This is a genomic window from Paenibacillus sp. FSL M8-0334 (assembly GCF_038000405.1).
GTDB classification, from domain to species: Bacteria; Bacillota; Bacilli; order Paenibacillales; family Paenibacillaceae; genus Paenibacillus_AQ; species Paenibacillus_AQ campinasensis.
Genome location: NZ_JBBOCH010000001.1, coordinates 549,480 through 576,316 on the forward strand (window position 1 = coordinate 549,480; position 26,837 = coordinate 576,316).

Genomic DNA, 26,837 nt, shown 5'->3' on the forward strand with positions numbered 1-26,837 from the left:
GTCCGCTCCTTTCCAGTAAATCATCCCTTGCATTGGCAGCCATTTCACCGTATCCCGCTCCCCTCACATAATGCCTTCGTCCGTGAGTTTCTTGGAGATATAGTTGGCCGAAAGAACCATAACCAGCCCTACGACAGCCTGAAATAAGCCAACGACGGTAGCCAGCGTATATTGGCCGGATTGAAGACCAATCCGATATACAAAGGTGCTTAATACATCAGAGTACTCGCGTACGGCCAAGTTGCCGATCACATACGGGCGATCGAAGCCGATCGTGATCAGATGCCCCAGATTAATAATGAGCAGCATAACAATCGTCGGTTTGAGACCCGGGAGCGTAATATGCCATATCCGTTTCATTCTGCCGGCGCCATCGATGCTTGCCGCTTCAAACAATTCTCTATTGATGCCGGTCAACGCCGCTAAATAGATGATCGTTCCCCAGCCCGCACTTTGCCATACACCGATCAGTAAGTACGTCACAAGCCAAATATTTTTCTCTGTGAGAAATGGTATAGCCTCATATCCCAGTGAAGTGATAACATTGTTGATCATGCCGGACTGTGTGCCGAACACCTGGGCAGCGATACCGCCGATAATCACCCAGGATATAAAGTGAGGGATATACAGAATGGTTTGGGATAGCTTCTTAAACCAGACGGTCCTCATCTCGTAGAGCAGAATAGCCAATATGATCGGTGCCGGGAACGAGACGACTAAATCCAGAAAATTGAGCATCAGCGTATTGCGAAGTGTAAGGTAAAAGTCCCGCATGCCAAATACTTCTCGGAATGCCTCGAACCCGATCCATTCGCTTCCTTGGATCCCTTGGAAAAAGTTGAAGTCTTTAAACGCGATTTGGATCCCGTACATCGGACCGTACTTGAATATGATGAAAAATGCCAGCGGCAGCATAACCAGCGCATACAGCTGCCAATATCTGCGGAAATATACTTTTGAACTCACAGCGGCCCCTCCCTATGCGATTGGTTCACACAGGAGACGAGAGATCGAGAGATCACCCGAGCTCAGTCTCCCGTTATGACCAAACCTGACTTTATTTGGACTGCATCTCTTGATAGACAGCTGTGCGCTCGTCGAGGATCGCCTGTCCTCCACTTGCCATATAATCCTTCATCATCGTTTCATACACGTTGTCGAATTGGTCCGGCTTTGCCATCGTTGTTTTTACAAGCATCTCTTTGAATTTCTCCTGCAATGTTGTCCCGTATTTCGTCTGGGCTTCAATAGGTCTGCTCAGGACCACCGGCTCAATCAGATCGGTATTGGCAAGCTCCTGCGCGATCGCTACAATATCCTGATATTCTTTCGGGAATTGCATCGCTCTCGCTCTCAGATTCAGCTCCTCGCTTCCAAGCTGCTTGCCGTTGGAGATGATCGCCATGTCGCCACTATTGTACAGGCGGTTCAGCGCTTCCTCCGTTTGATTCTCCATCGCAACGGGAACGTCGTCTACCATCGTGTAGTTCTCTCCTTCAACGCCGTTCTGCATGTGGAACAGGTGATCGTCGGTGGCCATCCATTCGAGATACTTGATGGCTTCAACGGCACGATTGCTCGATTTCGGCACCATAATATACATGCCGTTCGGATTGTACATCGGTTTGGCATACTTGCCTTCAGGATTTAAATAGACATCCACCGCAGCTAAGGTGGCACCTGGGACGTTCTTTTGCAAAGTAGCATACATGCCGTTCTCGTAGAATGGATTAACATCGTCCTCGCTGAAGAAGCCTACTTTGCCTGAAGAAACGTCCTCGCCTAGCTTTTTCTTATCTGTATCCAGCGCAAAGTCCCTGCTCATCAATCCTTCGTTGTACAGCTTATTCATAAACTGCAGCGCTTCCTTAAAGCCTGGCAGAAGGGTCGGATAATCATTGGAGCCGAGTGTTTGCGTCAGCGTGTAGCTCTGTTCTTCCGTGAGCGGCTCGATGAAAGACCAGATCAGCGGCTCATACTGGGCATTTGCCACCGTCATGGCTAACGGAATGACTTGTCCCCCCGTCTCACCCGGGTCTTTCTCTTTGAAAGCCTTCAGCACTTCATACAGCTCCTCTGTCGTTTTCGGCACATCAAGCCCCAGCTTATCAAGCCAATCCTGGCGGATAAAGGAAGCATATTTGCCGACTTGCGAGCGCTTGGCCGGAACCGCGTATTGTGTGCCTTCATAAAGGCCGTACTGCAGGATGTCTTCACCGAGGAAAGCCGTTAAATTCGGAGCATGCTCTTCCAGCAGCGGAGCCAGATCGGTCAAGCCTCCCTGTGAAGCATAGCGGTTAAATGTATTCGTATCATACGTGAACACGATATCCGGCACATCGCTGCCGCTTGCCATCAACACATTCAGCTTCTCCACCTCTTCGGAGCGGGGTACGGGTACGAATTCAACATCGATATTGTTGGGATCGCCGAAGTTCTCCTGAACGTATCTTGTCAAGTAGTTGTCCGTGATGGTGGACCCTGCTGGAGAGTTTCCTCTATCGAACACTTCGATCTTGAGCGTCACCCGTTGTCCGGATTCCGACCCGCTTGATCCGCCTGACTCATTGGAGTTTGAATTTGACGAGCAGGCCGTGAACAGCAGCAGGACCGCTAGAATGACAGAAACCATCGCCATCCCGTTTCTTTTTGTATTTCCAAGCATCTTACCATCCCCTTCTTCGATATGATGTTCATCCGACGAGCCCATGAATGATGGCGTTTTCATAATCGTGGTTGTCGGTCTCTTCGGAATGACCAAAGTATGGCATGATACCGGATAAAGCGGCAATAAACTTGTTTCAAAGCGATAAACTGTTGTGGATTTAGCTTTTCAGTGGTGGGATAAAGCGGATTCGCGCAATAAACTTTTTTCATGAAATGCTGTCAATGGCGGGTTTTGTCGGGCCTTATCTTCAATCTCCGGTACTCTCCCGGCGTAACACCTACCACTCGTTTGAACACGCGGCCAAACGTAATCGAATTGGCGTAGCCGACCTGAGTCGAAATATTCTGTATCGTCTCATTGGTTTCAGCAAGCAATTGCTGTGCCCGCTCCATTCGCAGCTTCACGATAAAATCAACAAATTTCAGGTTGAATTCTTCTTTGAACAAATAACTGGCGTATTTCGGGGAAATATGAAACCGGTCGCTTAAATGCTTCAGGGACAGGTCTGGATTCTCAAAATTCTCTTCGATATAAGCCTTGATCTCGCCGATCATCGCACGATGGTTTTTCGTTTCGCTGTGCGCCACGTACAAGCGGTATACTTCCGTTAAATGCTCGAAGTAACATGCCTTTAAATCCTCCAGCGATCCTGCCGTTCCATCAGCATTCAGCTGTGTGACCATTTTCGGGTTCTTAAGATGGCCATATAAATCATCAGACATGGAGGACAATTCATATCCCAGCATATCCATCATCATTTGCAGCACCGTACGAATGTCCTCATCCTTCAAGCAATCCTTCTTCATTTGCTCGAACAGCCTCTCCATGCAGTTGCGCCACTCGCCGTCCAGATGCCGAAATTCCTTCACCAACTCCGAGCTGATTAATACATATTCATACCATCTGCGGTCCGACGCCTCCGGCAAGTCCTCGCTGATCATAATCGCTTCTTTCCCGAGCGATAACTTATGCTGCAGCACATCCTCCGCTGCTTTATAGGAACGCTTCATATGCTGCCAATCCACCTCCAGCTGCCCGATGCAGAACAAGAGAGAAAAGCGCAGATGCTGCTCAACCCACTCCCTTCCTTTATCCGCAAACCCTTTGATATGATGTAACGCGGAGGAACGACTGTTGCTTACGCCAACAATCATGCCCATCCTCTCCTCGGCAACCCATTCCGCCCAGCAATACATGCCCTCCATTTGAGCAAGCTCCTGCAGCACATTGGTTAAGGCAAATTTCAACGTGCGCTGGTCCCGCTCCGAGAATGTGCTGCGAAAATCATGGTAGTTTCTGATCTCCACCACCACGAATGCCAACTGAGGATCCTCCATATCAGGATGCACCCCGAGCTTCTTCAAGCGTTCATCCAGCCTGCTTAGCTTCTCGCCCAGCATAATGTCATAGAACAGTTGACGCCGGCTAACCAGCAGATTCTCCCGCTGCTGCTTCTCAAAATCGGCTGCCTGACGTATCAGATTCTCCAGCGTTTGATCAATCAGGGCCATCTCATCCCGATTTAGACTCGGCGCATCCTCCCGTTCGTGAAGCGACTCAATCCGGCTCATCATCGTTCGAATCGGCTTATAATTTCTTTTCGTAATAAACACGATGTAGATCAAAGCGAGCACAACCGTAACGATACCGATTACTACCCATATATAAGAAATAAGCGATACCCATAAAAATAGGTGACCGGCCGCAATGCCACTCTCAAACTGCCAGCCGAGCAAATCCAGCGTGATCCGATTCACAACTTTCCCTTGCTGATCATCCTTGCCTGCATCGGCTGAACGGGTAGAAAACAATAGCTCTCCCGAAGCATCCCGCACATCCAGAAAGGAAACCTCATTGCTGTTCATCGAGCGAATCATCTGCTCTACAGCGTAGACATCAATATTGATGACCACCAGGCCATCATTGCCGAAGGGCAGAGGTTCCCTTTTATACATGGAGACAACCTGCTTCTCCTGGTCCAAGCCGAATTCCCTATAGCTTCGGATAGGTGACCAGCTTCGGGTATCCAGCCTGATCAACGCTTGTTCGATGAAGGAGCGGTCGGCGAACCTGTCCGAGTCCACGAGCCCGCTCCGTGTCAGCACCTTTTCGTCTTGAATGCGATAAATGTATATCGAGTGAATCAAGCTGTCGCTGGCTACCAGCTCGCGCAAGCTGCCCGCCACGTCAATGATAATCTGGCTGTTCTGCTCGGTAAGCGCCACGTTCAGAAAATCCTCGTAACGTTTATTTTTTTCGATTTCCTTCAGCACGTCCAATTCAATTCCTTTGAGCGAACTGCTCAGCCGGCCTACCACGTAATCGGTCGTGATCCGGTCGGCTTTGACCGTTTGCTTGTACGAAATATCACTTACGACAATAATAAAAATGAATATGAGCACAGCCATCGTTACGAAAAAAATAGGGAAATAAGATAATAACATTCGCCGATACCAGTTCTTTTTCATTTCACCCCTCCGATCCTCAAACGCCTGTGGACTTGCCATGCTTAACCGACACTTTTTAGTCACCGTAAAAGAAAGCGCTTACCTCGGTATTGTAAAAGACGACCTTCAAATTCGTCAACGAGAAACGAAAGTAAATCTCCCGGATCTCTCTCCTGCATCACGGATTCAGCACCGCCGTCTGTTCGTTTAGGTGATCTATAATGGGTTCGACGAATTCGAATTCATTTTGATATATTGATATTAGGAAAGATGTTAATAAAAGGAGTCGCTTTATTTATGAAAAAACTGATCAAAGGACTATTAGCCGGTATAATCGCGCTTACTACAGTCGGAGGGATTCCCGTCCATGAAGTGCAAGCTTCCGGGGGATTTAAAGATGTGCCTGCGAACCATTGGGCCAAGAGCGCTATCGATTCTGCCGTGAAAAAGGGCTACTTCAAAGGTTATGGGGACGGAACCTTCCGTCCCAACGCGAATATTACCCGAGCGGAGTTTGCTGCATTGATGGCCAGAGTGTCTAATAACGAGAGTATGAGCAGCCAGGGAACCTATCCAGACATTAAAGGCCATTGGGCGGAATCTGCGATTCAGCAAGCCACCACGAAGGGCTTCATTTTAGCTGCGGATTACAAAAACGGATTTAAACCAGGCACGGCTTTGACACGACGAGAAATGGCCAAGTGGATGGCGTCTGGTTTGGCTGCCAAGAATGACGACTTCAAGCAGGCGCTATCCGATACCAAAGACACGCTCGTGCCGGTGGCCGAGTATTTCAAAGGCGGGTTGAATAAAGCAGACTATCCTTATGTTTCCGTCGCGCTTGGTACGGGGCTGATGGCCGGTTATCCGGACGGATCGTTTGGGCCAGGGAAAACGACAACACGCGCCGAAGTGGCCGTCATCCTGGCGAGATACGTAAACGTTCAGAATAAAGATCCGGAAGAATTTCAGGACTTGAGAGAGATGCGCGAAGTCGGTCTGACCGGCACAAATCTGACGACAGCCACGCCGCATAGGTACCGTAAATTTTCTGGGACTGATAAGGAGACAAGCTTTGACCGTATTAAGGATAAGCCATACAAAATGATGTACAACCGAGGTATGATGACGGTTCACCGCATGATTGTGGTGGATGCTGATTCGTCGAAAAATTCAAAAAATTTGTACGGGAAAATGTTTGTTGATAAAGATTTCTCCTGGCCAATATTTGATGATGCGTATAACACTTTCCTTGAGGTTACAGTAGTTCCAAATGATAACACATCCTTAAGCAATGCAGCTTTCCCGAGTTCCACGTTGTACAACTTTACGCAAGGTTTTGGATTTGAAAGTGGGACTATTTCCAAATACGGTATAACTGTTTTGCCAGAGAGAGACAACTTTCTGACCACGGGTTTCTTTAAAAAAGACGTTCCCCGTCGTTTCTGGATGCACAGATATCTAGGGGATAATGGCGGAGAATTGGGGAGCGGTAATACTTTGGTTATGTTTGGGCTCCCGTATACGCCACAATGACAAGGACGTGTATAAATGAAGAGGATTAGCTATCTTATTATCTCTCTTTTGATGAGCTTCTTAACCGTTTCTATCCTTGGGGTTCATTCAGTAAGTGCTGCATTAGATAATGGTCTAGTCGTTGATGTTACACCGATGACTTCAATACATATATACAATACATATACAGTCACAGATTTTGATAAACCGAATTATATATGAGATCTAGGCTAAAGCTAGCTTAAATCCTATCAAGACACTTATCTTTCCGAATAAAAATTCTACCTGTTTAAAGTTCATCAGAGTCACAGCCAAAAAAGACCTCATGCCACTGGAAAAGAGGTACAGGACATCCCTGTGGTCCCTTCCAAGCATGAGGTCTGATTGTCTTAGGTATTATCTCACTTCATTCAGCGCCCGAAGCAGGGTGTGGCGGTTCCGCAAGGTGTGCGCCTCCTGAAGGCTGCGCTGCACCAGCTTCTCCTCGATCCCCAGCTCTTCATGGGTGGACGGCCCTCCGGCCTGCTTCAGCAAAGAACGAAGCCGGTCCGGCGAAGGCACCTTGGTGAGCCAGTCCTGAATTCGCTCCCGATGGCGTGCGAGCCCTTCCGGCTCTGCATAAGGGAAAATGCCGCTGTCGACCGCATCGTGATACAGCTGTGAAATCTCTGCGGCAGCCACACCGACCTTCGCGCCATGCAGCAGCGCTCGTCTGCCCTCGCTTAGGAACTCCATCTCCCAATAATGAGACAGATGGTGCTCTGCCCCGGATGCCGGATGGGACTGCCCGAACAACAGCATGGCGATCCCGGACTCGATCAGCGCGGTCATCAGCACGCGGATGCCCGTCTCCGAACGCTGTCCGATGTCCTGGACATGCTCGACACAGGCCAGCAGCGCCGCTTCCGTAATCGCCGCTACTTGTTCATCATAAGGCTCGCCACCGATGGAGGATGAATGCCTCCAATCAAACAGGGAGGTGTACTTGCCCAGCATATCACCAAAGCCGGCAGCCACCAGAGACTGCGGGGCTTTCATCAGCACGTCCAGATCCGCAAATATCGCTGCTGGCGCCGAAGCCTGAAACGTCTGCTTAACCCCCTTCACAATGATCGGAGCCCCTGCCGAAGTAAACCCATCCACAGACGGTGCGGTCGGAACCGACAGGAAGGGCAGCTGACTCCGATGGCTTACAAAGCGGGTAATGTCATGAATCGTGCCTGATCCGACGGCAATGAGACATCCCGTCTTCTCTGGCGCCGCTTCGATAAACAGCTGCATCAGCGAGCGTTCATCAGCCACCACGTCGCCTTGGGCGTCTGGCTCAATCAGAATGAGTCGGACGTCAATTCCTTCATCCTTCAAGCGGCCGAGCAGTTCCTTGCCTGCCGCTTTGTAGGTGTGAGCATCGGCGACCACGACAGGCTGGGCAAGACCATGCTCTCGTAAATAGCCTCCCACCTGGGCAAGTGCCCCGCGCTCCAGCAGCATCAGCTCCAGTCCGTGAAATGCCGTTCCCCGCTGCTTCATCTGCTCCAGCAGACGCCGTGCATTCATTAAAGCATCTGACATGACCGTCTATTCCTCCCTTCGCTTGACTGATGGAGCAGCTTCCCGATCCCGAGCTCAGGAAGCCTGCTTCAAGAGCCTTCAAACGAATCACCGCTTCAATTGATTCACCTTTTTAAGTCACCTATCCGGTCACATGATGATCATTCAGCTGCTTGTTTAATTCGCTTCAGCCTTTTCATCACATCGTTCTCACCGCGTCCGAAATAGTCATGCAGTCTGCTGTATTCCTGGTACAGCTGCTCGTATACGGCCACATGCTCCGGAATCGGCTTGAAGGTTTCTTCCTTCACGCGCGCCATGCTCGCAGCTGCGTCGATAATGGAGGCGTACCCGCCCGCCTCTTCGCCGGCCGCGACAGCCGCGAACATCGCCGCTCCAAGCGCCGGTGTCTGCTTGGAATCGGCCACGATAATTTCACGATTGGTCACATCCGCGTAAATTTGCATGAGCAGCCGGTTCTTTTGCGGCAGCCCTCCGCAGGCATACAGGACATCAACCGCTACGCCATTCTGATGGAAGGCATCCACAATTTTGCGAGTGCCATAGGCGGTCGCCTCCAGCAGCGCACGATACACTTCCTGCGGCTTGGTAAGCAAGGTCATGCCCAGCATCATGCCGGTCAAATCCGTATCCACCAGTACGGAGCGATTACCGTTCCACCAGTCCAGAGCCAGCAGCCCTGTCTGGCCTGGCTTGTAGCGCGCTGCCTCTCGTTCCAGCCATTGATGGACGCCGATGCCTTCCTTGGCAGCTTCTTCGGCCACATAGGCCGGGAGCGACTCATTCACATACCACTCAAAAATATCTCCGACCGCCGATTGACCAGCCTCATACCCGTACAACCCGGGAATAATTCCGTCTTCCACCACGCCGCACATGCCCTCAACCTGCTTCTCCTCGGTTCCGAGCACCATATGACAGATCGACGTTCCCATCGCCATAACCAGCTTGCCTGGCGTAACCACACCGACGGCCGGAACGGCTGCATGAGCATCGACATTGCCCACCGCAACGGCAATACCAGGTTTCAGGCCCATCATCTCGGCCATCGGCGCGGTCAAGCCGCCTGCATTCGTACCAAGCGGAATCACCTCGCCCCGCAGCTTCGTGTCTGTCAGATTTTCCAGACGGGGATCGAGCGCCTTGAAGTAATCCTTGCTTGGATATCCGTCCTGCTTGTGCCAGATCGCTTTATAACCTGCGGTGCAGCTGTTGCGAACGATATTCCCGGTCATCTGGGCAATCACCCAGTCTGTCGCCTCCAAGAACATATCGGTACGCTCATATATTTCCGGAGCTTCATCAAGAATCTGCCAGATTTTTGCGATCATCCACTCAGACGAAATTTTCCCGCCGTAGCGCGGCAGAAAGCTCTCCCCTCGTTCTGCTGCAATCTGGTTGATTTTGTCTGCCTCCGGCTGTGCTGCATGATGCTTCCACAGCTTCACCCAGCTGTGCGGATGATCCGCAAGCTCCGGCTTGAAGCACAGCGGCTCGCCTTGCTCATCCACCGGCAGCATCGTACAAGCGGTAAAATCAATCCCGATGCCGATCACGCTCTCCGGATCGATTCCCGATTCCTTAAGCACAGCGGGCACGGAGTTTCTAAGCACCTCCAAATAATCTCCCGGATGCTGAAGCGCCCAGTCGTATTCCAGCTTGCGGCCAGAGCCAGGCAAATACTCATCGATGACATGATGCGGATATGGTGTCACATGATCCGCCACTTCCATCCCATTGGACAGATCCACCAGCACGGCTCGGCCGGACTGTGTGCCGTAATCGACGCCGATTGTATACTTCTTCCCCATCTTTCATTCCTCCCCGTCAGTTCCTTATAAGTTCACAAGCTTCCCTTCCCCGAGCATAACGATAGGCTGCGGCTCAGCCTTGCCCGTAATACGCATTCGCCCCATGCTTTCTTAGAAAATGCCGGTCGAGCAATACCTGATCCATCGGCTGGCTGTCCGGATTGATCTGCAGCATTCTCGCCGCAATTTTGGCGCACTCCTCCAGAACGACTGCGTTATGAACGGCATTATGGGCATCCTTGCCCCATGTGAACGGGGCGTGCGAATGCACGAGAACGCCCGGCATCTGATTCGGATCAAGATCGGCAAACCGTTCAACGATCACCTTTCCGGTCTCCAGCTCATAAGCGCCTTCGATTTCCGAACGGGTCATCGGACGGGTCACCGGAATTTCGCCATAGAAGTAATCCGCATGTGTTGTTCCGTATGCCGGCAAGGCTCGCCCGGCCTGGGACCAGCTCGTTCCCCAAGGAGAATGAGTATGAACAATGCCGCCGATTTCTTTGAAATTCTGATATAACACCAGATGGGTCGGTGTATCGGAGGACGGCTTCAGATGCCCTTCCACCACATTGCCCTCCAGATCAAGCACCACCATGTCCTCTGCCTTCAATTCTTCGTACGGCACGCCGCTTGGCTTGATGACAAACAAGCCCCGCTCTCGGTCAATGCCGCTCACATTGCCCCAGGTAAATGTCACTAATCCGTATTTAGGCAGGTCCAGATTCGCCTGCAGCACCTGCTCCTTCAATGCCTCCAACATGAAACATCGCTCCTCTCCGCGCTTAACACAGGTCATAGTTGTACGTACAAGTACAGGACCTCTGGCTCGCTTCGGGGCGGCCATTCCCTTCGCCGCCACCCTTTAGCGATACAGCTGCTGCTTAACGCCGAGCGACAGATTCCCGCTCTACCAATTCAGGCAGGTATACGGTGTCCTCAAACACTCCGCCCTGCTCAATCATCTGAATCAGTTGTCTGGCTGCCATTTCCCCCATTTGCGTTTTCGGATGCGTCAAGGTTGTAAGCTTCAAGCCCGATGCCAGCGAGGAATCGTCAAAGCCGACGATGGACACGTCCTCCGGAATTCGCAGCCCGCACCGTGATGCGGCCTGCATCAGAAGAACAGCCAGCTCGTCATTATAGCCCACCATTGCCGTCGGCCGACCCTCGGCTGGAAGACGCAGCATTTCCACAGCCCGCTTAAGTGGAAGATCCGCCTTTTGCTCCGTCGTATATGTGATTACTCGCTCGGGAGCCGGGGATATTCCTGCTTCACGATGTGCCCGCAAGAACCCTTTTAACCGGTTCACGCCCTGAAGATCATCTCGCTTGAAAAAGCCTGCAATGGAGGTATGTCCCTTCTCCAGCATATGCTTGGCAGCCATGTAACCGCCGGATTCGTCGTCAACTTTAAGGCAGGGGCACTCCAGCTCCCTGTACTTTTCATTAATCATCAAATAGGGAATCCCGCGCTCTTGCAGCGACAGGAAATAACCCAGGTTCGGATTGCCCTCCGCACTCTTCGTCGGCTCAATGATCAGGCCGCTCAGGGGCTGGCTTGTCATAAGCCGCAGGCTCTCCATCTCCTTCTCCTTGTTGTTGTCCGTGCTGGACAGCAGAAGCCGATAGCCCTTGCTCCGCAGCTCCGCCTCTGCGCCCCGTACGATATGGGGAAAGATATAGTCGGAGATATACGTCGTAATGATGCCGATCGTCTTTACCTTCTCGCTTTCCCGCCGCTTCGGATTTCGCGCAAAAGTCCCTTTCCCCTGAATTCGCTCCAGCCAGCCTTCCTTCTCCAGCTCGCCGAAGGCCTGCCGAACCGTCTGGCGGCTCACGCCGAACTGCTCCGCAATCTCATGCTCGGAGGGAACCTGCTTGCCCGTCTCCAGCCTTCCGGCTTCGAACCAGGACAACAGCTCGTTTTTTAATGCCATATACTTCGGAATCCGTCTGCTCATCTATTTATCATCCACCTCTAGCCCTACGAATCGTAAAAGTCAGGATAAAAATTGCAAAGTTATCTCGTTATTGTATCATAGGCCGGGCGAATGCTGACAGATCCGTTTAGCTCAGACGGTAGGCGGCTTCACTCCAGCGAAGCTCATTCTTGAACCGCTGGATGTTCGTGTCCTTGTCGATGACAACGGACTCGATACCTACCATCTCGGACCAATCCGCCAACTGCTCTGCGGTAATCGCATACGACAGCACCGTATGATGCGCACCTCCGGCCAATATCCAGGCTTCGGCCGATTCACGCAGCGACGGCTGCGGCTTCCACAGCACGCGAGCTACAGGCAGCTTCGGCATCGGCTTCTCGACCTTGACGCCATCCACCACGTTAACCAGCAGACGGAAACGATGCCCCAGATCAACCAAAGATGCATTGACTGCAGGACCGTCCTGACCGTTGAATACGAGGCGGGCCGGGTCACTCTTTCCGCCGATGCCAAGCGGATGAACCTCGATGCTCGGCTTCTCAGCTGTAATGGTCGGACACACCTCCAGCATGTGAGAACCGAGAATCATATGATTGCCAGGCTCGAAATGGTAGGTGTAATCTTCCATGAAGGATGTGCTTTGGTTGTTCGCAAGCACCTTCAGCACGCGCGTCAGTGCCGCTGTCTTCCAGTCGCCTTCCCCGCCGAAGCCGTAGCCGGCCTCCATCAGGCGCTGCACCGCAAGGCCGGGAAGCTGCTCCATGCCGTGAAGATCCTCAAAGGTCGTTGTAAACGCGCCAAAGCCGCCTTCCACCAGGAATCGCTTAAGCGCCAGTTCAATGCGGGCCTGATAAGCGATCGAGCTCCGGACAGGACCTTCGGTCAGCCCTTCCTTCGTCAGCGTGTACCGCTCGGCGTATTCGTCCAGCAGCTCCTTCACTTCCGCATCGCTAACCTCGTTCATCACCTGTACCAGATCCCCGATGCCATAACCATTCACGGACCAGCCCAGCTTGATCTGAGCTTCAACCTTATCCCCTTCCGTTACCGCAACCTGACGCATATTATCGCCGAACCGCGCCACCTTCAGCCTGCGGCTTTCCGCATATGCGGCAGCCGTCTTCATCCAGCCGGCAATGCTGCCCCGGACCTCCGCATCTTCCCAGTGACCGACAACCACCTTTCTGGCGATGCCGAGCCGCGCCCCGATATGACCGTATTCGCGATCCCCGTGGGCTGACTGGTTCAGGTTCATGAAGTCCATGTCAATGGTTTCCCACGGAATATCGCGATTGAATTGTGTATGAAAATGAAGCAGCGGCTTCTGCAGCTGAGACAATCCGGCGATCCACATCTTGGCCGGAGAGAACGTGTGCATCCAGGTTAGAATGCCCGCGCAGTTTTCATCGTTGTTCGCCTCCAGAATGAGGCTGTAAATTTCATCAGATGTCGTGACGATCGGTTTGAATACGATCGGGTACGGAAATACAGAATCTTTAGCCAACTCAGATGCAATGATTCGAGAATGCTCTGCAACCTGATCCAGCGTTTCCGGGCCGTACAGATGCTGACTTCCAGTGACAAACCAAAAAGAATGCGGTTTCAATTCCATAATTACGACGCCTCCTGTATAATTGCTGCCTTTATCTTGTACATACATATAATTATAACAATGTATATATAACAAATTTGTACGTACAAGTTGGTTGACTATATTGTAAGCCTGGAAGCATAAAAGATCAAGATCCTCTGTCACAATAAACTGCATGAAGACAAATAAAACAACCCCGGCTTGACGCTCGGGGCTCAGATTCATATAACCAAGTTAACCGTTATGCATTAAGCGTACGATCGGGATCTCGATTCGTGCTGCCTGGGGAAGCTTCCTGCTCTAACCTACGGCTTGACACTAAGATCATGCACAACACAATCGAGGCCCAACCTTTAATAATGACACTCCGTTTCTCCATTGGCGATCCGCTCCTCCCTTCCCACGTATTCATAACCACACATAACCATATATAACCATATATACCTGCTAATTAACATCTATTATAATGACCGCCAACCTCTTGTGTCAATTACATTGACGTAAATTTATTTTATATTATAACAAAATACTGCCTATGTAAATTAAATTCACTCAAATTCTTCATTTCATTCTTTTATTCTGCTTGAAATTTGTTATCAGTATCTTTATACGTAATTTTATATAACAGATATATGACGCGACATATTGAGGATACATTTTCACATCTACCATCTACCTCTTTGAATAACTGTCTGCTTCTAAAATACGCCTCCTTCCATCCTCTAACAATTGAGTCTAAGGCTCACTGTATGTTCTCATATGGGTCGGCACCATATCCGGGAAGTCAGTAATGATCCCATCAACGCTGGCTTCCACAACCAACGGCACCTGCAGTATATTCCGCATCGTCCAGACGAAGGCTTTCAATCCCATCTGATGAATCCTTCCCACCGACGTTTTATTCACAAGCCGGATCGGCAAGCTGATATAGTCCGCATACTGGGCATAACCCAATATATCGTCATGCGACAATCTTCCCGCACGCGTAATCACGACACCAAGCGGAAGCTCCGGCGCAAGCTTGTGCAATCGCTCAAGAAAAGCCGTGTCCGAAGACTGTACAACCAGCGGGACGCGGGGGCGATTCTCCTCGCCCGTTGCCATATACGGCTGCAAAATGTCCACTAATTTCCGCTCGACTCCTTCTGCGGCGACCGCTTCCTTGACTTCAATCAACAGTCCGACCTCCCCACCGTACCGCTCAAGAACCTGCGCCAGCGTCGGTATCCGCTCTCCGCGAAAAGACGTTTCATACCAGCTTCCGGCATCCAGACGCTGCAATTGCGCCAATGTGAGGCTCTGAACAGCTCCCTTCCCGTCCGTGGTCCGGTCAACCGTCGGATCATGAATGACGACGGCATGGCCGTCTTGGCTGAATTGAACATCAAGCTCCAGCATATCCGCCCGCATATTCACCGCCTGATCAAATGCAGCGATTGTGTTCTCCGGAGCATAACCGGACGCTCCGCGATGTGCGATCGTCATCAGCCCGCGCTCTACGGCTGTTGTCCAGGACTCCAACCGATGGACCGGAATCCCTGATCCGTAAATGGCGTTGCATGTGATGCGTAACCCGGAGACGGCAAGGGCCAGCACGATGAGCAGTAATGTTTTTTTCATAAGCTTCTCTCACCCGCCTTCCATAAGAAGTACCGATCTGTGCAGCTATATTTAGTTTTTCCAAGCAGTCATCATTTGAATCCTGCAGCAGAAGCAAGAGAGAAGCACCATTTTACAGGCACTGCTTAGCCTGAATGTACGCAAGCAACGCATGCCCCCCCCTCTTTTTGAGTTCATTTTCTAAATATTATCTTGTAAAATGAACCTAAATGGAGTAATTTGTACATATATGAACCTAAATCAGTTCCAAAGGAGAGGATCTTCATTATGGAAAGACGTTATGCCTCACATCCGCAGGAAGTGAAACAATTCGACACGGCTCGGCTTCGCAAGGAATTTCATATCCCGACCCTGTTTACCGCTGATAAGCTTGAGCTTGTCCTTACGCATGAAGACAGACTGATTATCGGCGGTGCCTTGCCGGTCCGGGAGGAAGTCAAGCTGGAGACCGATCTGAAGGAGCTTGGTGTCGGCTTTTTCCTGGAGCGCAGAGAAATCGGCATTATCAATGTTGGCGGGACGGGGACCGTCACCGCAGACGGAACCGCGTACGAGCTGAACCATAAGGAATGTCTGTACGTTGGAATGGGCACCAAGGAAGTCAGCTTCACCAGCCATGATCCGCATAATCCGGCCAAATTCTATCTTAACTCGGCTCCGGCTCATAAGGAGTTCCCTACCGTGAAGGCGACATTGGAGGAAGCCGACTCCAGCGCCCTCGGCAGCTTCAAAAATTCCAATGACCGTGTCATCTACCGCTTCATTCATCAGAACGGCATCCAAAGCTCCCAGCTTGTGATGGGCATGACGCTGCTGAAGGAAGGCAGCATGTGGAATACGATGCCAGCTCATACGCATCCGCGCCGTATGGAGGCTTATATGTATTTTGACCTGCCGGAAGATGCGGTTGTCTTCCATCTGATGGGTCAGCCGTCGGAAACGCGCCATATCGTCATGCGCAATGAGCAGGCTGTCATCTCCCCGAGCTGGTCGATCCACAGTGGCGTAGGCACCAGCAACTACACATTTATTTGGGGCATGGCCGGTGACAATAAAAAATACGATGATATGGACCCTGTGTCGATGAAGGAATTACAATAGAGAGGAACATCAATACCGACGGAAGAGATGAGAATTCAGATGAACCCGATACGACGTTACGAGAAAATAATGGAATATCTGTTAACCGAGAAAGAGGTCACCGTTGCGGAGCTGAGCGAGCGACTGCAGGTCACTGGGAAAACGATTCGCGAGGACTTATCCAAGCTGGAGGAGCAGGGGCTGATTACGCGTGTGCATGGCGGAGCCGTGCTCGCGCAGAAGGACCATTTTGGCATCCTTCCGTCCCAAGAGCCGCTTACCAAACATGCGGATGAGAAACTCGAGATTGCTCAAAAGGCGGCAGCGTGCATACACCCCGGCGACATTGTAGCATTGGACGGAGGAAGCACTACGCTCGAAATCGCGCGTCAGCTCCAGAACGAGTCATTGACTGTCATCACCAATGATGTGTACATCATCAGTGAACTCGCGTCCAAGAACAACATCCGGCTGGTCGTTCCCGGCGGTTACCGTGTCCGCAACATGCTGGCAGGCCCGGAGGGCGCAGCCTACGTTCGTCAGCTTAATATTCAAAAAGCCTTTATCTCGGCAACCGGGGTTCATCCTGAACATGGACTTTCGATATATACGGGGGATTTGCTCGATTTCAAGCGGGCACTGGTGGAGACCTCGCGTGAGGTATATGCCGTTGTCGATCATCATAAATTCGGACAAACCGCCCTTAGAACCTTCGCATCCTTGAAAGAGCTAACCGCCATTATTACAGACCGGGGACTGGAGGCGGCTACAGCAGCAGCCTACCTTGAAACTGGAGTATCGATTATGCAATAGTTCCAGATTGAAAAAGACGAGGAGTGTGTACGGCCATGCATTTGTTTGATTTGTCTGGCAAAACGGCCATCGTTACCGGGGCCGCCCGCGGGCTCGGTCAGGGCATCGCCATCGCGCTGGCTGAAGCAGGCGCAGATATTGTGGCTGTGTCCATGAGCAGCAGCAAGGAGACGATAGACAAGATTGAGTCCGTTGGAAGAAAAGCATCCGAAATCAGCGTCGATCTCAGCGACCACACGAAGCTGCAAGCGACCTTCGATCAAGCGCTGGAGCTGACGGGCCACGTGGACATTCTGGTGAACAACGCCGGCATCATCCGCCGCACACCAGCCAAGGATCATAGTGCCCAGGATTGGTTTGACGTGATCGATCTGAATTTGAATTCGGTGTTTCTGTTGTCCCAAATTGCCGGCAAGCATATGCTTGAGCGGGGCAGTGGAAAAATCATCAATATCTGCTCCATGCTGTCCTACCAGGGCGGCATCAACGTTCCGGGATACACCGCCAGCAAGCATGGCGTAGCCGGATTAACGAAAGCGTTTGCGAATGAATGGGCAGCTGGCGGCGTACAGGTCAACGGCATCGCGCCAGGTTATATCGAAACGGACAACACCGCTCAGATTCGTCAGGATCCTGAACGTCATAAGTCCATCACCGACCGAATTCCTGCAGGACGCTGGGGAAAACCTGAGGATATCGGAGGCCCTGCCGTCTTCCTGGCCTCTTCCGCTTCGGATTATATGAACGGCCACATTCTATGTGTAGATGGCGGCTGGATGGCACGATAGACTATATCATTTTCGTTAAGGAGCACAAGCCCGTAATGATGCTGCATTTCAGCCTCATTGCGGGCTTTTTATTATGCCTTGATCCCCTTATAGACTGGTTGCGAATTCCTTGCCATCGGTTGGGGTATCCTAACCTGTGACCCCATGCCATGGACCATAATGATGGACCGTGAACGACAGAAAGGAAGGTATCGATATGAGCGGAAGAGGAAGCAGAAGCAGGAGATGGTACATGAACATCATCCTGTTGTTAGTCTTAACCTGTATGCTGCTGCCAGGATGTGTCCCCCGTTCCCATGATCGTGTGCCAACGCCCAATATGGGCGTAAGACCTTACCGGATCAACACCGGGGGCTTGCTGCAGGATGCGGTCGAACGCGGAACGCTTCGTATCGGCATTGAGCGCGACTATCCCCCGTTCAGCTACCATGATGCGGAAGGAAGGTTGAAAGGCTTTGATGTTGATATTGCCGAAGAAGTGGCATACCATATGGAGCTGAATCCGGAATTCATAGAGATGAGCTGGGAGCAGCTGCTTCCCGGTCTGAGCGAAGGAGTATATGATGTTGTATTCGACGAGATTGCAGTCCGGGACGATCGCAGGCAGCTGTACGATTTCTCCCATGCTTACATGACCTCGTTTCCAGTGGTTGTCGTTCGCGATGAGGAGACCCGCATCCGTTCCTTCTCTGATCTGAAGGGGCAGCGAACTGCCGTCCCCATCGTAGGAAGCTATAGAGATATAGCCGAACAGATCGGCGCAGATATCAGAGAGGTCCAGCATGCAGAACAGGGGGCCCGGCAATTAATGGAGGGCGCGGTAGACGCCGCCGTCATGGACAACTTATCAGCGGCCAACCTGATGCTGCAGTTTCCGGATAGGAAGCTGCGTACCGTGCAGTCCTCTGATCATGTGTACCAGGTGTGTGCTGCGATGACCAAAGGCAACAACGATCTGCTTGCCGCCATCGACAACGCCCTGCTGACGATGAAAAGTGACGGCACTTATGCAGCAATATGGGAAAAGTACTTCGGCAGCACACCCTCGAACGATCAGAGGATGCCAGAGGAGCAGCAGCAACCCTAAACCAGCCGCAGGAGAGGACACCCGTCTGCGCTTGAAACACCAAAAGGTCGAAGCCTCCCGCTCTGAACCGAGCCGGCCTTCGACCTTTATACTTGAGTTGTGATGTTGATTATGGCCTCTCTTATTCTTCGGAAGCAGCGATTTCCTGCTCGCCCTCAGCCACTTCTTCAGCCGCCGAGACGGCACGAGGGACGATGACGCTGACCAGCACTTCCTCTTCTGATGCAACGACGGTTACACCTTCCGGAATGTGCAAATCAGCCACCGTAAGCTTGTCTCCAACCTCCAGCGCGGATACATCGGCCTCCAGCGTGGTCGGCAGATCGGACGGAAGTCCTTCCACCTCCACTTCCGTTACCTGCGTCTGCAGAATGCCTCCTGTTTTGGTTCCTGCAGCCGTTCCTTTATATTCGACAGGAATGCTGACACGAACCGGCTTGTTCATCGAAACTCGCAAAAAATCGATATGGGCGACATCCCCGCGGCTTTTCTGAACATCTTTAATCAGAACGGGAACTGAACCCTTTCCGGCCACATCAAGATGGAATACCTCCGAACGTCCTGTTACAAACAGTTTGGATGTCTCCTTCAGATTAACGGCAACCGGAATGCTCTCGGATTGCGCGCCGTATACGACAGCCGGTACCCCTCCGCCTTCACGGATTCTGCGACGGGATGCACGGGTAAACTCCGTCCGGAGTTCGGCTTTAAGTTGAACATTGTTTCCTTTTGACGACATAAATTATATCCTCCTTCTGAAAACAAGTCTAACGAATAATTACCCGCACCGTACGGCCATGAATCAGTTTTTTCCACATCCACGAAAAACATCAAAAGCCCTTACCTTCTAATGAAGATGAGGGCTTTTGCTTACGCTGACACACAGATTGGTCTCCGCGTTCATTCTTCCCCGGAGTCCGGATCATCCATCCCTTCCATGCATGTCTTCTCGTTGAATGTGATACTTTCTTGCCGTCTTGCATAGAAAACACGGGTCTTGCTAGCTTGCCATATCCGGCCGAGGCACTTCCGGCTCCCACCCGGCTTCGCCGCTGCGAACCCTCCATTTGACATGCTGGACACCCGGCGGAATCTCCATATACCGGTCATGCTCTCCCTCGCGATCTTCCCACTCCTTATATCTGACGATGCATCCGACCCGACTCACACCTTCAGCAGCATGAATAACCGCCACCGCCTTGCCGTTATGCAGCCGCGTAAAATCAATCCGGCCATCGCGCACGCCTGTGCCCCATACCCACACATTCCAGCCATCATAGGCTTGATCATCGCGTTCATATTCCAGCTCAATCCGGGTCAGCCGGGTTTTCGGCTGCGTCACCTCTTCCCGCAGCACCATGATCGACAGCCCAGGAACGATGACATCAGCACCGTTCACTACAGCAAATGGTTCTGCCCCCGCGCAGCGGTCATCTGCGAGAATCCCCCACATGGACGGGCTGGGCGGAAGCTCCACCTTCATATCGGATGCATTCCCGTTGATGATGACCACCATCTGCGCTTCCCCGCTGTGATCGCCCGGCGGATTCAATTCGATCGGCAGCTCCGGCTCCGTCAGACGAAGCACAATCAGCTGGTCACTCGAGCGCAGCACCTCCACATGCTGCTCGATCCTGTCTCTTGCTGACATTCGAAATACCGGATATTGTTTGCGCAGCGTGATTAACCCCTTGTAATAGTCAAATACCGCCCGGAATCGCTGCTTATTTTCCCAACGGATCGCGTTGATTGCATCTCCGCTTCGGTAGCTGTTATGATCGCCATATTTCGTACGAAGAAGCTCGTCACCGGCATGGAGCAGAGGGATGCCCTGCGAGAGAAGAACGATGCCGTTCGCCAGCACTGCGCGCCGGACCGCCATGGAAGCAAGCGGGTTGGCCGGATCCACACAGCTATAAGGCGCTGCCGCCGTGACCGCTCCCTGAACATCCCCGCCGCCCGGCAGCTCTCCCTCTGCCATGTGCAGCAGCCCTGCTTCTTCGGCTAAACCTTGGGACACCAGAATTTTATCCCACAGATTCAGATTGTCATGGACCGTTACATAATTGACCGATTCACTTGCTTCATGGGCAAAATCATGAATCGATCCCATCATCCCTTCAATAACAGCTCCCTCGTGCCAGTCCGCGCCTGTGGCAAAACCCTTGCCCGCACCGTCATTATCTCCCTTGATGGCGTGCCGGAAATGATCGTTGAATACGGCAAAGCCTTTTCCGCGCTGAGTCCCCTTGACGGTCTGCTCTGTAAGCGGGCTGTCGCCGCCAGTCCAAGGTTCTCCATACAGCATAATCGTCTCGTCCACTTCGCGCCGAAGCTCCTCGGCAATGTCAGCCATCGTTGTCGTGTCGATCAGTGCCATCAGGTCAAACCGGAAGCCGTCAATATGGTACTCCTCAGCCCAATAACGCAGCGAATCTTTAATGAATTTGCGAACCATCGGTCTTTCGGTAGCCAATTCGTTTCCGACACCGGAGCCGTTGGATAAACGGCCGCTGGCATCTTGTCGGTAATAATATCCGGGAACGATCGGCTCAAAAGGTCCATCATCCACGGTATAGGTGTGATTGTAGACAACATCCATCACGACCCGGATCCCTTGCTTGTGGAGGGCCTGAACCATTTCCTTAAGCTCCCGGATGCGCACTGCCGGATCCGCCGGGTCTGTTGCATACGACCCTTCCGGAACGTTATAGTTCTGCGGATCATATCCCCAATTGTAGATATCACCCGTGCGGTCATCCGGGTCTGCCAATTCGTTGACTGTTCTGAAATCGAACACCGGCAGCAGATGCACATGGGTGATGCCCAGCTCAACCAAATGATCAATGCCTATCGCATTCCCGTATGCATCCCGAAGTCCGGTCTCGGTAAAAGCCTTGTACTTCCCTTTATATTTCATGCCGGAATGCTCATCCACCGAGAAGTCGCGTACATGCAGCTCATACACAACAGCATCGGTAGGCTGCAGCAGCGGTGGCTTGATATCGTTCTCCCATCCCGGCGGGTTCGTTCTTGCCAGATCCACGATGGCTCCGCGGCAGCCGTTCGCTGACACTGCCCGCGCATAGGGATCGACCGCATAGGTATAGCGTCCCTGCTCCCACGCTATCCGGTACATATAATAGGTGCCGTGCAAATCTCCAGCGACCTTGACGCTCCATACACCGTCTGGTGTCCGAACCATCTCATACTCCATACCACCTTCATGGTCGGTTACCTTGCCTTCCTCATTGTAGACGCCAGCATCCTCGTACAATACGAGCGTCACCTGAGGAGCCGTAGGTGCCCACACATGAAAGGCAGTCTCCTCACTATGATAAACAGCCCCGAGCTTCGCCTCGACACTGCTTGGGATCGTGTCCATATTCATCACTATCACCGTCACTTTAAAAGTAGAATATACTTCATAGTATAGGCGCCTGAATCATAAGACAGACCTCTCGCAGCTGAAATGCAAGAAACGCTTTCATAGGATATTGTATGCCATATGTCCTGATCCGGCTTGGGTCCATCCCATATAACCTTATATTTAGGCATTATACAAGGTTCGTGCCAAGCTGTCTCTGTTGCCTGCCGCCCCGGATTATCGGCTATAGAAAAAAAGCATCCGTCCCGGTAGGACAGATGCTATAAACAGAAAAAGCATACTTGTTGGAAAAAAGATATGGAGACATCTAAACGCCTCAAAAAAACATCATTCAGCGGAGGCAGAGATCGAGTCCACCAGGGCCACAACGTCCTCAGCAGTGCTCATCTCAAGCGCCCGTGCAGCAAGATCCTTCATCTCTGCCTGGGACAGGCGGCGAATCTGGCTGCGCGCTGGCAGAATCGAGGTCGCGCTCATGCTGAACTCATCCAAGCCGAGGCCGAGCAGAATCGGAATGGCGGTGGAATCACCAGCCATTTCTCCACACATGCCGACCCAGCGGCCTTCACGGTGAGCAGCATCAATTACCATTTTGACCAGGCGGAGAATGGCCGGATTGTACGGCTGGTACAAGTACGACACACGCTCATTCATTCGGTCAGCAGCCATTGTATATTGGATCAGATCGTTTGTGCCGATGCTGAAGAAATCAACCTCTTTGGCAAACTGATCAGCCAGAACCGCCGTCGAAGGAATTTCAACCATAATACCAAGCTGAATTTCCTCGGATACCGGAATGCCTTCCGCTGCGAGCTTCGCTTTTTCTTCTTCCAGCAGCGCTTTCGCTTCGCGGAATTCTCCGAGTGTGGCGATCATCGGGAACATGATCCGAAGATTACCATGAACGCTTGCACGCAGCAATGCGCGCAGCTGCGTTCTGAAAATATCCTGCCGTTCCAAACACAGACGTACCGCACGGAAGCCAAGGAACGGATTCATCTCTTTAGGAAGATCGAGATACGGCAGCTCTTTGTCACCGCCGATATCCAGCGTGCGGACAACGACCGGCTTGCCCTCCATCTTTTCCAGCACCGTTTTATACGCAACGTACTGCACTTCCTCGGAAGGAAGCTTGTCTCTGCCCATGTACAGGAACTCTGTACGATACAGGCCTACGCCCTCGCCACCATTGTCCAGTACGCCGGCAACGTCGTTCGGAGTTCCGATATTGGCAGCCAGCTCGACATGGACGCCATCACGGGAGATGGTAGGCTCGGTACGGAGCTTTCTCCACTCTTCCACCTGCTTGGCGTATGCCTCCTGCTTCGCGCGATACTCGGCTACCGTTTGCTCAGAAGGATTAATGATGACATCGCCTTCCAGTCCATCCACGATGATCAGATCGCCGCTTTGAACAGAGGAAAGCACATTCTTGGTGCCAACGACAGCAGGAATTTCAAGAGAACGCGCCATGATTGCCGAGTGCGATGTGCGGCCGCCAATGTTCGTTGTAAAGCCCTTTACATATTTCCGGTTCAGCTGCGCTGTATCGGAAGGTGTCAAATCCTCCGCGACAACAACCACTTCTTCACTGATCTCGGACGGGTTCACATAATTGAGACCGAGCAGATGCTTGAGCACGCGCTTGGTCACATCCCGCATATCGGCGGCACGCTCTTGCAGATAGGCGCTTTTCATATTTTCGAACATCTGAATGAACTGAGACGCCGTTTCATTAAGCGCATACTCCGCATTGACCGATTCGGAGGTAATCTTCTCCTTCACCGGATCGATCAGCTCCGGATCATTCAGGATGAGAAGGTGAGATTCGAAAATCTCAGCCTTCTTCTCCCCGAGCTCCTGAAGCGTGCGGGCCTTGATATCCTCAAGCTCAGCCTGGGACTTTGCCAGAGCATCATCCAGCTTCGCAAGCTCTGCCTGAACATCGCTTACGTCTTTGCGGCTGACGGAATAGTCCGGATGCTCCAGCACGAACGCCCGGGCAATCGCGATTCCGGCCGAAGCCGCGATCCCCTTGAGATTACTCATGAAGCTCGCCCAGCCCTTCGTTAATCATCACTTCCTGAAGTGCAGCCAGCGCATCGCCGTCATTGCCGCCTTCAGTGATCAGCGTCAGCGTGTCACCTTGCTCCAGGCCGAGGGACAGCACGCCAAGGATCGATTTAAGCGTTACTTTTTTGCCGTTGGCTTCAGCAAAGGACTCGGTATCTTTGAACTTGTTCGCAGTGTTAACCAGAGCCGTTGCCGGGCGTGCGTGAATTCCGTCTTCGTCAATAATTCTGAATGTTTTTTGCATTGTATTCATCCCACTTTCCTATTTTTTTAGTTTGATTGTATGTGAACCATAAGTTAGTACCTGCTAGGATTTATAACAATCCCCAACAGTAACCTTTAAGGCGGTTACTTCAATGATATCGTAATGATTTTAGCTTCGCCAGTTTTCACCTTGCCGGTTTTATCAAGCGTCACCGAGGCTCCTTCCGGCAGGTTGGAGAAAATGACCGGAGAAATAAGCGACTTCGCATTCTCCTTCACATACTCCAGATCAACCTCCATGATCGGCTGGCCGGCGGTCACGATGTCCCCTTCCTGAACGAGGACGTTGAATCCCTGACCTTTCAGTTTCACCGTGTTGACACCGATGTGCACCAGCACCTCTTTGCCGCCGTCTGACATGATGCCAACGGCATGCTTGCTAGGGAACACATTGAACACTTTGCCGTTGACCGGCGATGCAATCGTGCTGCTCTCTGGCAAGATGGCGAATCCGTCCCCGGTCATTCGTTCGGAGAACACCGGATCAGGAACAAGCGAGATATCCATCAGCTCACCATCCGCTGGAGAGACGATCTCTTCCATGATGAGCGCATCCCCCTCCTGGGCGGCCTGCTGCTCAACAACGGCTGGCTTCTCCTCGATGGACGGAGCTTCGGCTGCTGGCGCCTTCCCGGACATGATGTCCTGGATCTGTGACTTGATCGTATCCGAACGAGTCCCGAAGATCGCCTGAACATTGTTGCCGACCTCTAGGACGCCGGATGCGCCGAGCTGCTTCAGCCGCGACTTGTCGACATTGCCCTTGTCTTTCACCTCAACCCGCAGACGGGTAATGCATGCATCCAGATGCGCGATGTTGCCAGGTCCGCCAAGAGCGCTCAAGATGTTGGCCGGCAGATCGCCGCCTTTTCCTGACTTCTCTTCACCGCCAGCCCCTTCGGCTCCGTCGGCTGCCGGGTCTTCGCGTCCCGGTGTCTTCAAGTTGAACTTGCGGATAACAAACCGGAATCCGAAGTAATAAATCGCCGCTAGAATCAAACCAACGATAATGACGTTCCACCAAGGTGTTCGGTTCGGAACAACCCCGAAGATCAGGAAATCGATCAAACCGCCAGAGAATGTCATACCGATTTTCGTCCCCAGAATATGCATGGTCATGAAGGACAGGCCTGCAAATACTGCATGCACAGCGAACAGCAGCGGAGCTACGAACAAGAATGCAAATTCAAGCGGCTCTGTAATCCCTGTCAGGAACGACGTCAACGCCGCAGAGCCCATGATGCCGGCAACATATTTTTTATGCTCCGGTCTGGCTTCATGATAAATCGCCAGCGCTGCTGCCGGCAGACCGAACATCATAAACGGAAACTTACCCGTCATGAACGTACCGGCTGTAAACTGCACGCCATCACGCAGCTGCTGCATGAAGATATTTTGGTCACCCCGTACGAGCTGGCCAGCCTGGTTCACATATTCCCCAAATTCAAACCAGAACGGCGAATAGAAAATATGGTGAAGTCCGAACGGAATCAGCCCACGCTCCACAACACCGAATACAAATGCGGACAGCGTCCGGTTTTGCTCCAGCATGAAATGTGAAGCCGTATTCAGCCCTGCCTGAATCGGAGGCCAGATGACCACCATCAGCAAGCCAAGCAGAACGGAGGTTGCCGCCGTCATAATCGGGACAAAGCGCTTTCCTGCAAAGAAGCCCAAATAGGATGGCAGCTCAATTTTGAAGAATCGCTGGTACATACTGGCTGCCAATATTCCGACGATAATCCCCCCGAACACCCCTGTTGCCAGTGTCGGTATGCCTAATACATTGGCATATTCATAACTTGACTCGGTCAATGATTCCGGCGTAACGCCCAGAACGGTTCCCATCGTCACATTCATGACAAGATAACCGATAATGGCCGCCAGACCCGCAACCCCTTCGCCTCCAGCCAATCCGACCGCGACCCCGACCGCAAACAGAAGCGGCAGGTTGGTGAACACGATCTGCCCCGCATTCATCATAACGGTAGCAGCCGCTTGCACCCAGGCTGTATCGAGCCATGACGCATAGCGAAGGAAGTCCTCATTGATCAGCATGTTGCCCAGCCCCAGCAGGAGCCCCGCAGCAGGCAAAATTGCTACAGGCAGCATCAATGCTTTACCGACTCTTTGAAGCACGCCAAAAAGTCGTTTGAACATAAATGATCTCACCC

19 protein-coding genes are annotated in these 26,837 nt (G+C 52.0%); 5 read left to right on the top strand and 14 right to left on the bottom strand.

What is annotated here, in order from left to right:
* Positions 1-63 precede the first annotated feature (63 nt).
* From MKX64_RS02450 to MKX64_RS02460, 3 genes are all read right to left on the bottom strand, one after another.
* Positions 64-966 carry an ABC transporter permease gene (locus MKX64_RS02450; RefSeq protein WP_095263006.1) on the bottom strand — a complete coding sequence of 301 codons (903 nt, stop codon included), beginning with the start codon at positions 964-966 and terminating at the stop codon, positions 64-66.
* A 91-nt stretch (positions 967-1,057) separates the two neighbouring features.
* Positions 1,058-2,665, bottom strand: coding sequence for an extracellular solute-binding protein (locus MKX64_RS02455; protein WP_341035281.1), 1,608 nt, complete (start codon positions 2,663-2,665; stop codon positions 1,058-1,060).
* 221 nt (positions 2,666-2,886) lie between these two features.
* Entirely contained in the window at positions 2,887-5,136 is a 2,250-nt protein-coding gene (locus tag MKX64_RS02460) for a helix-turn-helix transcriptional regulator (RefSeq protein ID WP_341035282.1), read from the bottom strand.
* Between the two features lie 276 nt (positions 5,137-5,412).
* Here MKX64_RS02460 and MKX64_RS02465 point away from each other — a divergent pair, with 276 nt between their 5' ends.
* Positions 5,413-6,651 (top strand): S-layer homology domain-containing protein, encoded by a 1,239-nt coding sequence (locus tag MKX64_RS02465; RefSeq protein WP_176475442.1) that lies wholly within the window; start codon positions 5,413-5,415, stop codon positions 6,649-6,651.
* 375 nt (positions 6,652-7,026) lie between these two features.
* On the opposite strand, the gene MKX64_RS02470 is transcribed toward MKX64_RS02465, so the two are convergent.
* The 6 genes from MKX64_RS02470 to MKX64_RS02495 all read right to left on the bottom strand — a co-directional run bounded on the left by MKX64_RS02470 (position 7,027) and on the right by MKX64_RS02495 (position 15,170).
* The gene (locus MKX64_RS02470) at positions 7,027-8,202 is read right to left on the bottom strand and encodes a sn-glycerol-1-phosphate dehydrogenase (protein ID WP_095397396.1); all 1,176 of its coding nucleotides are present in this window, start codon (positions 8,200-8,202) and stop codon (positions 7,027-7,029) included.
* A gap of 140 nt (positions 8,203-8,342) precedes the next feature.
* A complete protein-coding gene (locus tag MKX64_RS02475) occupies positions 8,343-10,013 on the bottom strand; it encodes a ribulokinase (RefSeq protein ID WP_095263000.1) in 1,671 nt (556 codons plus the stop codon).
* Between the two features lie 73 nt (positions 10,014-10,086).
* A complete protein-coding gene (gene araD, locus MKX64_RS02480; RefSeq protein WP_095397394.1) occupies positions 10,087-10,776 on the bottom strand; it encodes an L-ribulose-5-phosphate 4-epimerase in 690 nt (229 codons plus the stop codon).
* Positions 10,777-10,897: 121 nt separating this feature from the next.
* Positions 10,898-11,977, bottom strand: a complete 1,080-nt coding sequence (locus MKX64_RS02485; RefSeq protein ID WP_095397393.1) for a GntR family transcriptional regulator — start codon at positions 11,975-11,977, stop codon at positions 10,898-10,900.
* 106 nt (positions 11,978-12,083) lie between these two features.
* Positions 12,084-13,571: an L-arabinose isomerase gene (gene araA, locus MKX64_RS02490; RefSeq protein WP_095262997.1), complete on the bottom strand. Its 1,488-nt coding sequence runs from the start codon at positions 13,569-13,571 to the stop codon at positions 12,084-12,086.
* Between the two features lie 714 nt (positions 13,572-14,285).
* Positions 14,286-15,170: a glycerophosphodiester phosphodiesterase gene (locus tag MKX64_RS02495; protein ID WP_095397391.1), complete on the bottom strand. Its 885-nt coding sequence runs from the start codon at positions 15,168-15,170 to the stop codon at positions 14,286-14,288.
* 267 nt (positions 15,171-15,437) lie between these two features.
* Here MKX64_RS02495 and kduI point away from each other — a divergent pair, with 267 nt between their 5' ends.
* The 4 genes from kduI to MKX64_RS02515 all read left to right on the top strand — a co-directional run bounded on the left by kduI (position 15,438) and on the right by MKX64_RS02515 (position 18,938).
* Positions 15,438-16,271 (top strand): 5-dehydro-4-deoxy-D-glucuronate isomerase, encoded by an 834-nt coding sequence (gene kduI / locus MKX64_RS02500; RefSeq protein ID WP_341035283.1) that lies wholly within the window; start codon positions 15,438-15,440, stop codon positions 16,269-16,271.
* Positions 16,272-16,310: 39 nt separating this feature from the next.
* Positions 16,311-17,063, top strand: a complete 753-nt coding sequence (locus MKX64_RS02505) for a DeoR/GlpR family DNA-binding transcription regulator (RefSeq protein WP_341035284.1) — start codon at positions 16,311-16,313, stop codon at positions 17,061-17,063.
* 35 nt (positions 17,064-17,098) lie between these two features.
* Entirely contained in the window at positions 17,099-17,851 is a 753-nt protein-coding gene (gene kduD, locus MKX64_RS02510) for a 2-dehydro-3-deoxy-D-gluconate 5-dehydrogenase KduD (RefSeq protein ID WP_095397388.1), read from the top strand.
* A gap of 232 nt (positions 17,852-18,083) precedes the next feature.
* Positions 18,084-18,938: a transporter substrate-binding domain-containing protein gene (locus tag MKX64_RS02515; RefSeq protein WP_230875538.1), complete on the top strand. Its 855-nt coding sequence runs from the start codon at positions 18,084-18,086 to the stop codon at positions 18,936-18,938.
* 121 nt (positions 18,939-19,059) lie between these two features.
* Here MKX64_RS02515 and MKX64_RS02520 read toward each other — a convergent pair whose 3' ends face one another.
* From MKX64_RS02520 to ptsG, 5 genes are all read right to left on the bottom strand, one after another.
* Complete coding sequence (locus tag MKX64_RS02520) at positions 19,060-19,677, bottom strand: 50S ribosomal protein L25 (protein WP_095262991.1); 618 nt, start codon at positions 19,675-19,677, stop codon at positions 19,060-19,062.
* 261 nt (positions 19,678-19,938) lie between these two features.
* The gene (gene pulA, locus MKX64_RS02525; RefSeq protein ID WP_155617424.1) at positions 19,939-22,323 is read right to left on the bottom strand and encodes a type I pullulanase; all 2,385 of its coding nucleotides are present in this window, start codon (positions 22,321-22,323) and stop codon (positions 19,939-19,941) included.
* Between the two features lie 330 nt (positions 22,324-22,653).
* A complete protein-coding gene (ptsP, locus tag MKX64_RS02530) occupies positions 22,654-24,375 on the bottom strand; it encodes a phosphoenolpyruvate--protein phosphotransferase (protein WP_095262990.1) in 1,722 nt (573 codons plus the stop codon).
* On the bottom strand, positions 24,368-24,643 hold the full coding sequence (locus tag MKX64_RS02535) for an HPr family phosphocarrier protein (protein WP_095263002.1): 276 nt from the start codon (positions 24,641-24,643) through the stop codon (positions 24,368-24,370). Before MKX64_RS02535 ends, ptsP begins: the two co-directional genes overlap by 8 nt.
* 104 nt (positions 24,644-24,747) lie before the next feature.
* The gene (gene ptsG, locus MKX64_RS02540) at positions 24,748-26,823 is read right to left on the bottom strand and encodes a glucose-specific PTS transporter subunit IIBC (protein ID WP_095262989.1); all 2,076 of its coding nucleotides are present in this window, start codon (positions 26,821-26,823) and stop codon (positions 24,748-24,750) included.
* Positions 26,824-26,837 lie beyond the last annotated feature (14 nt).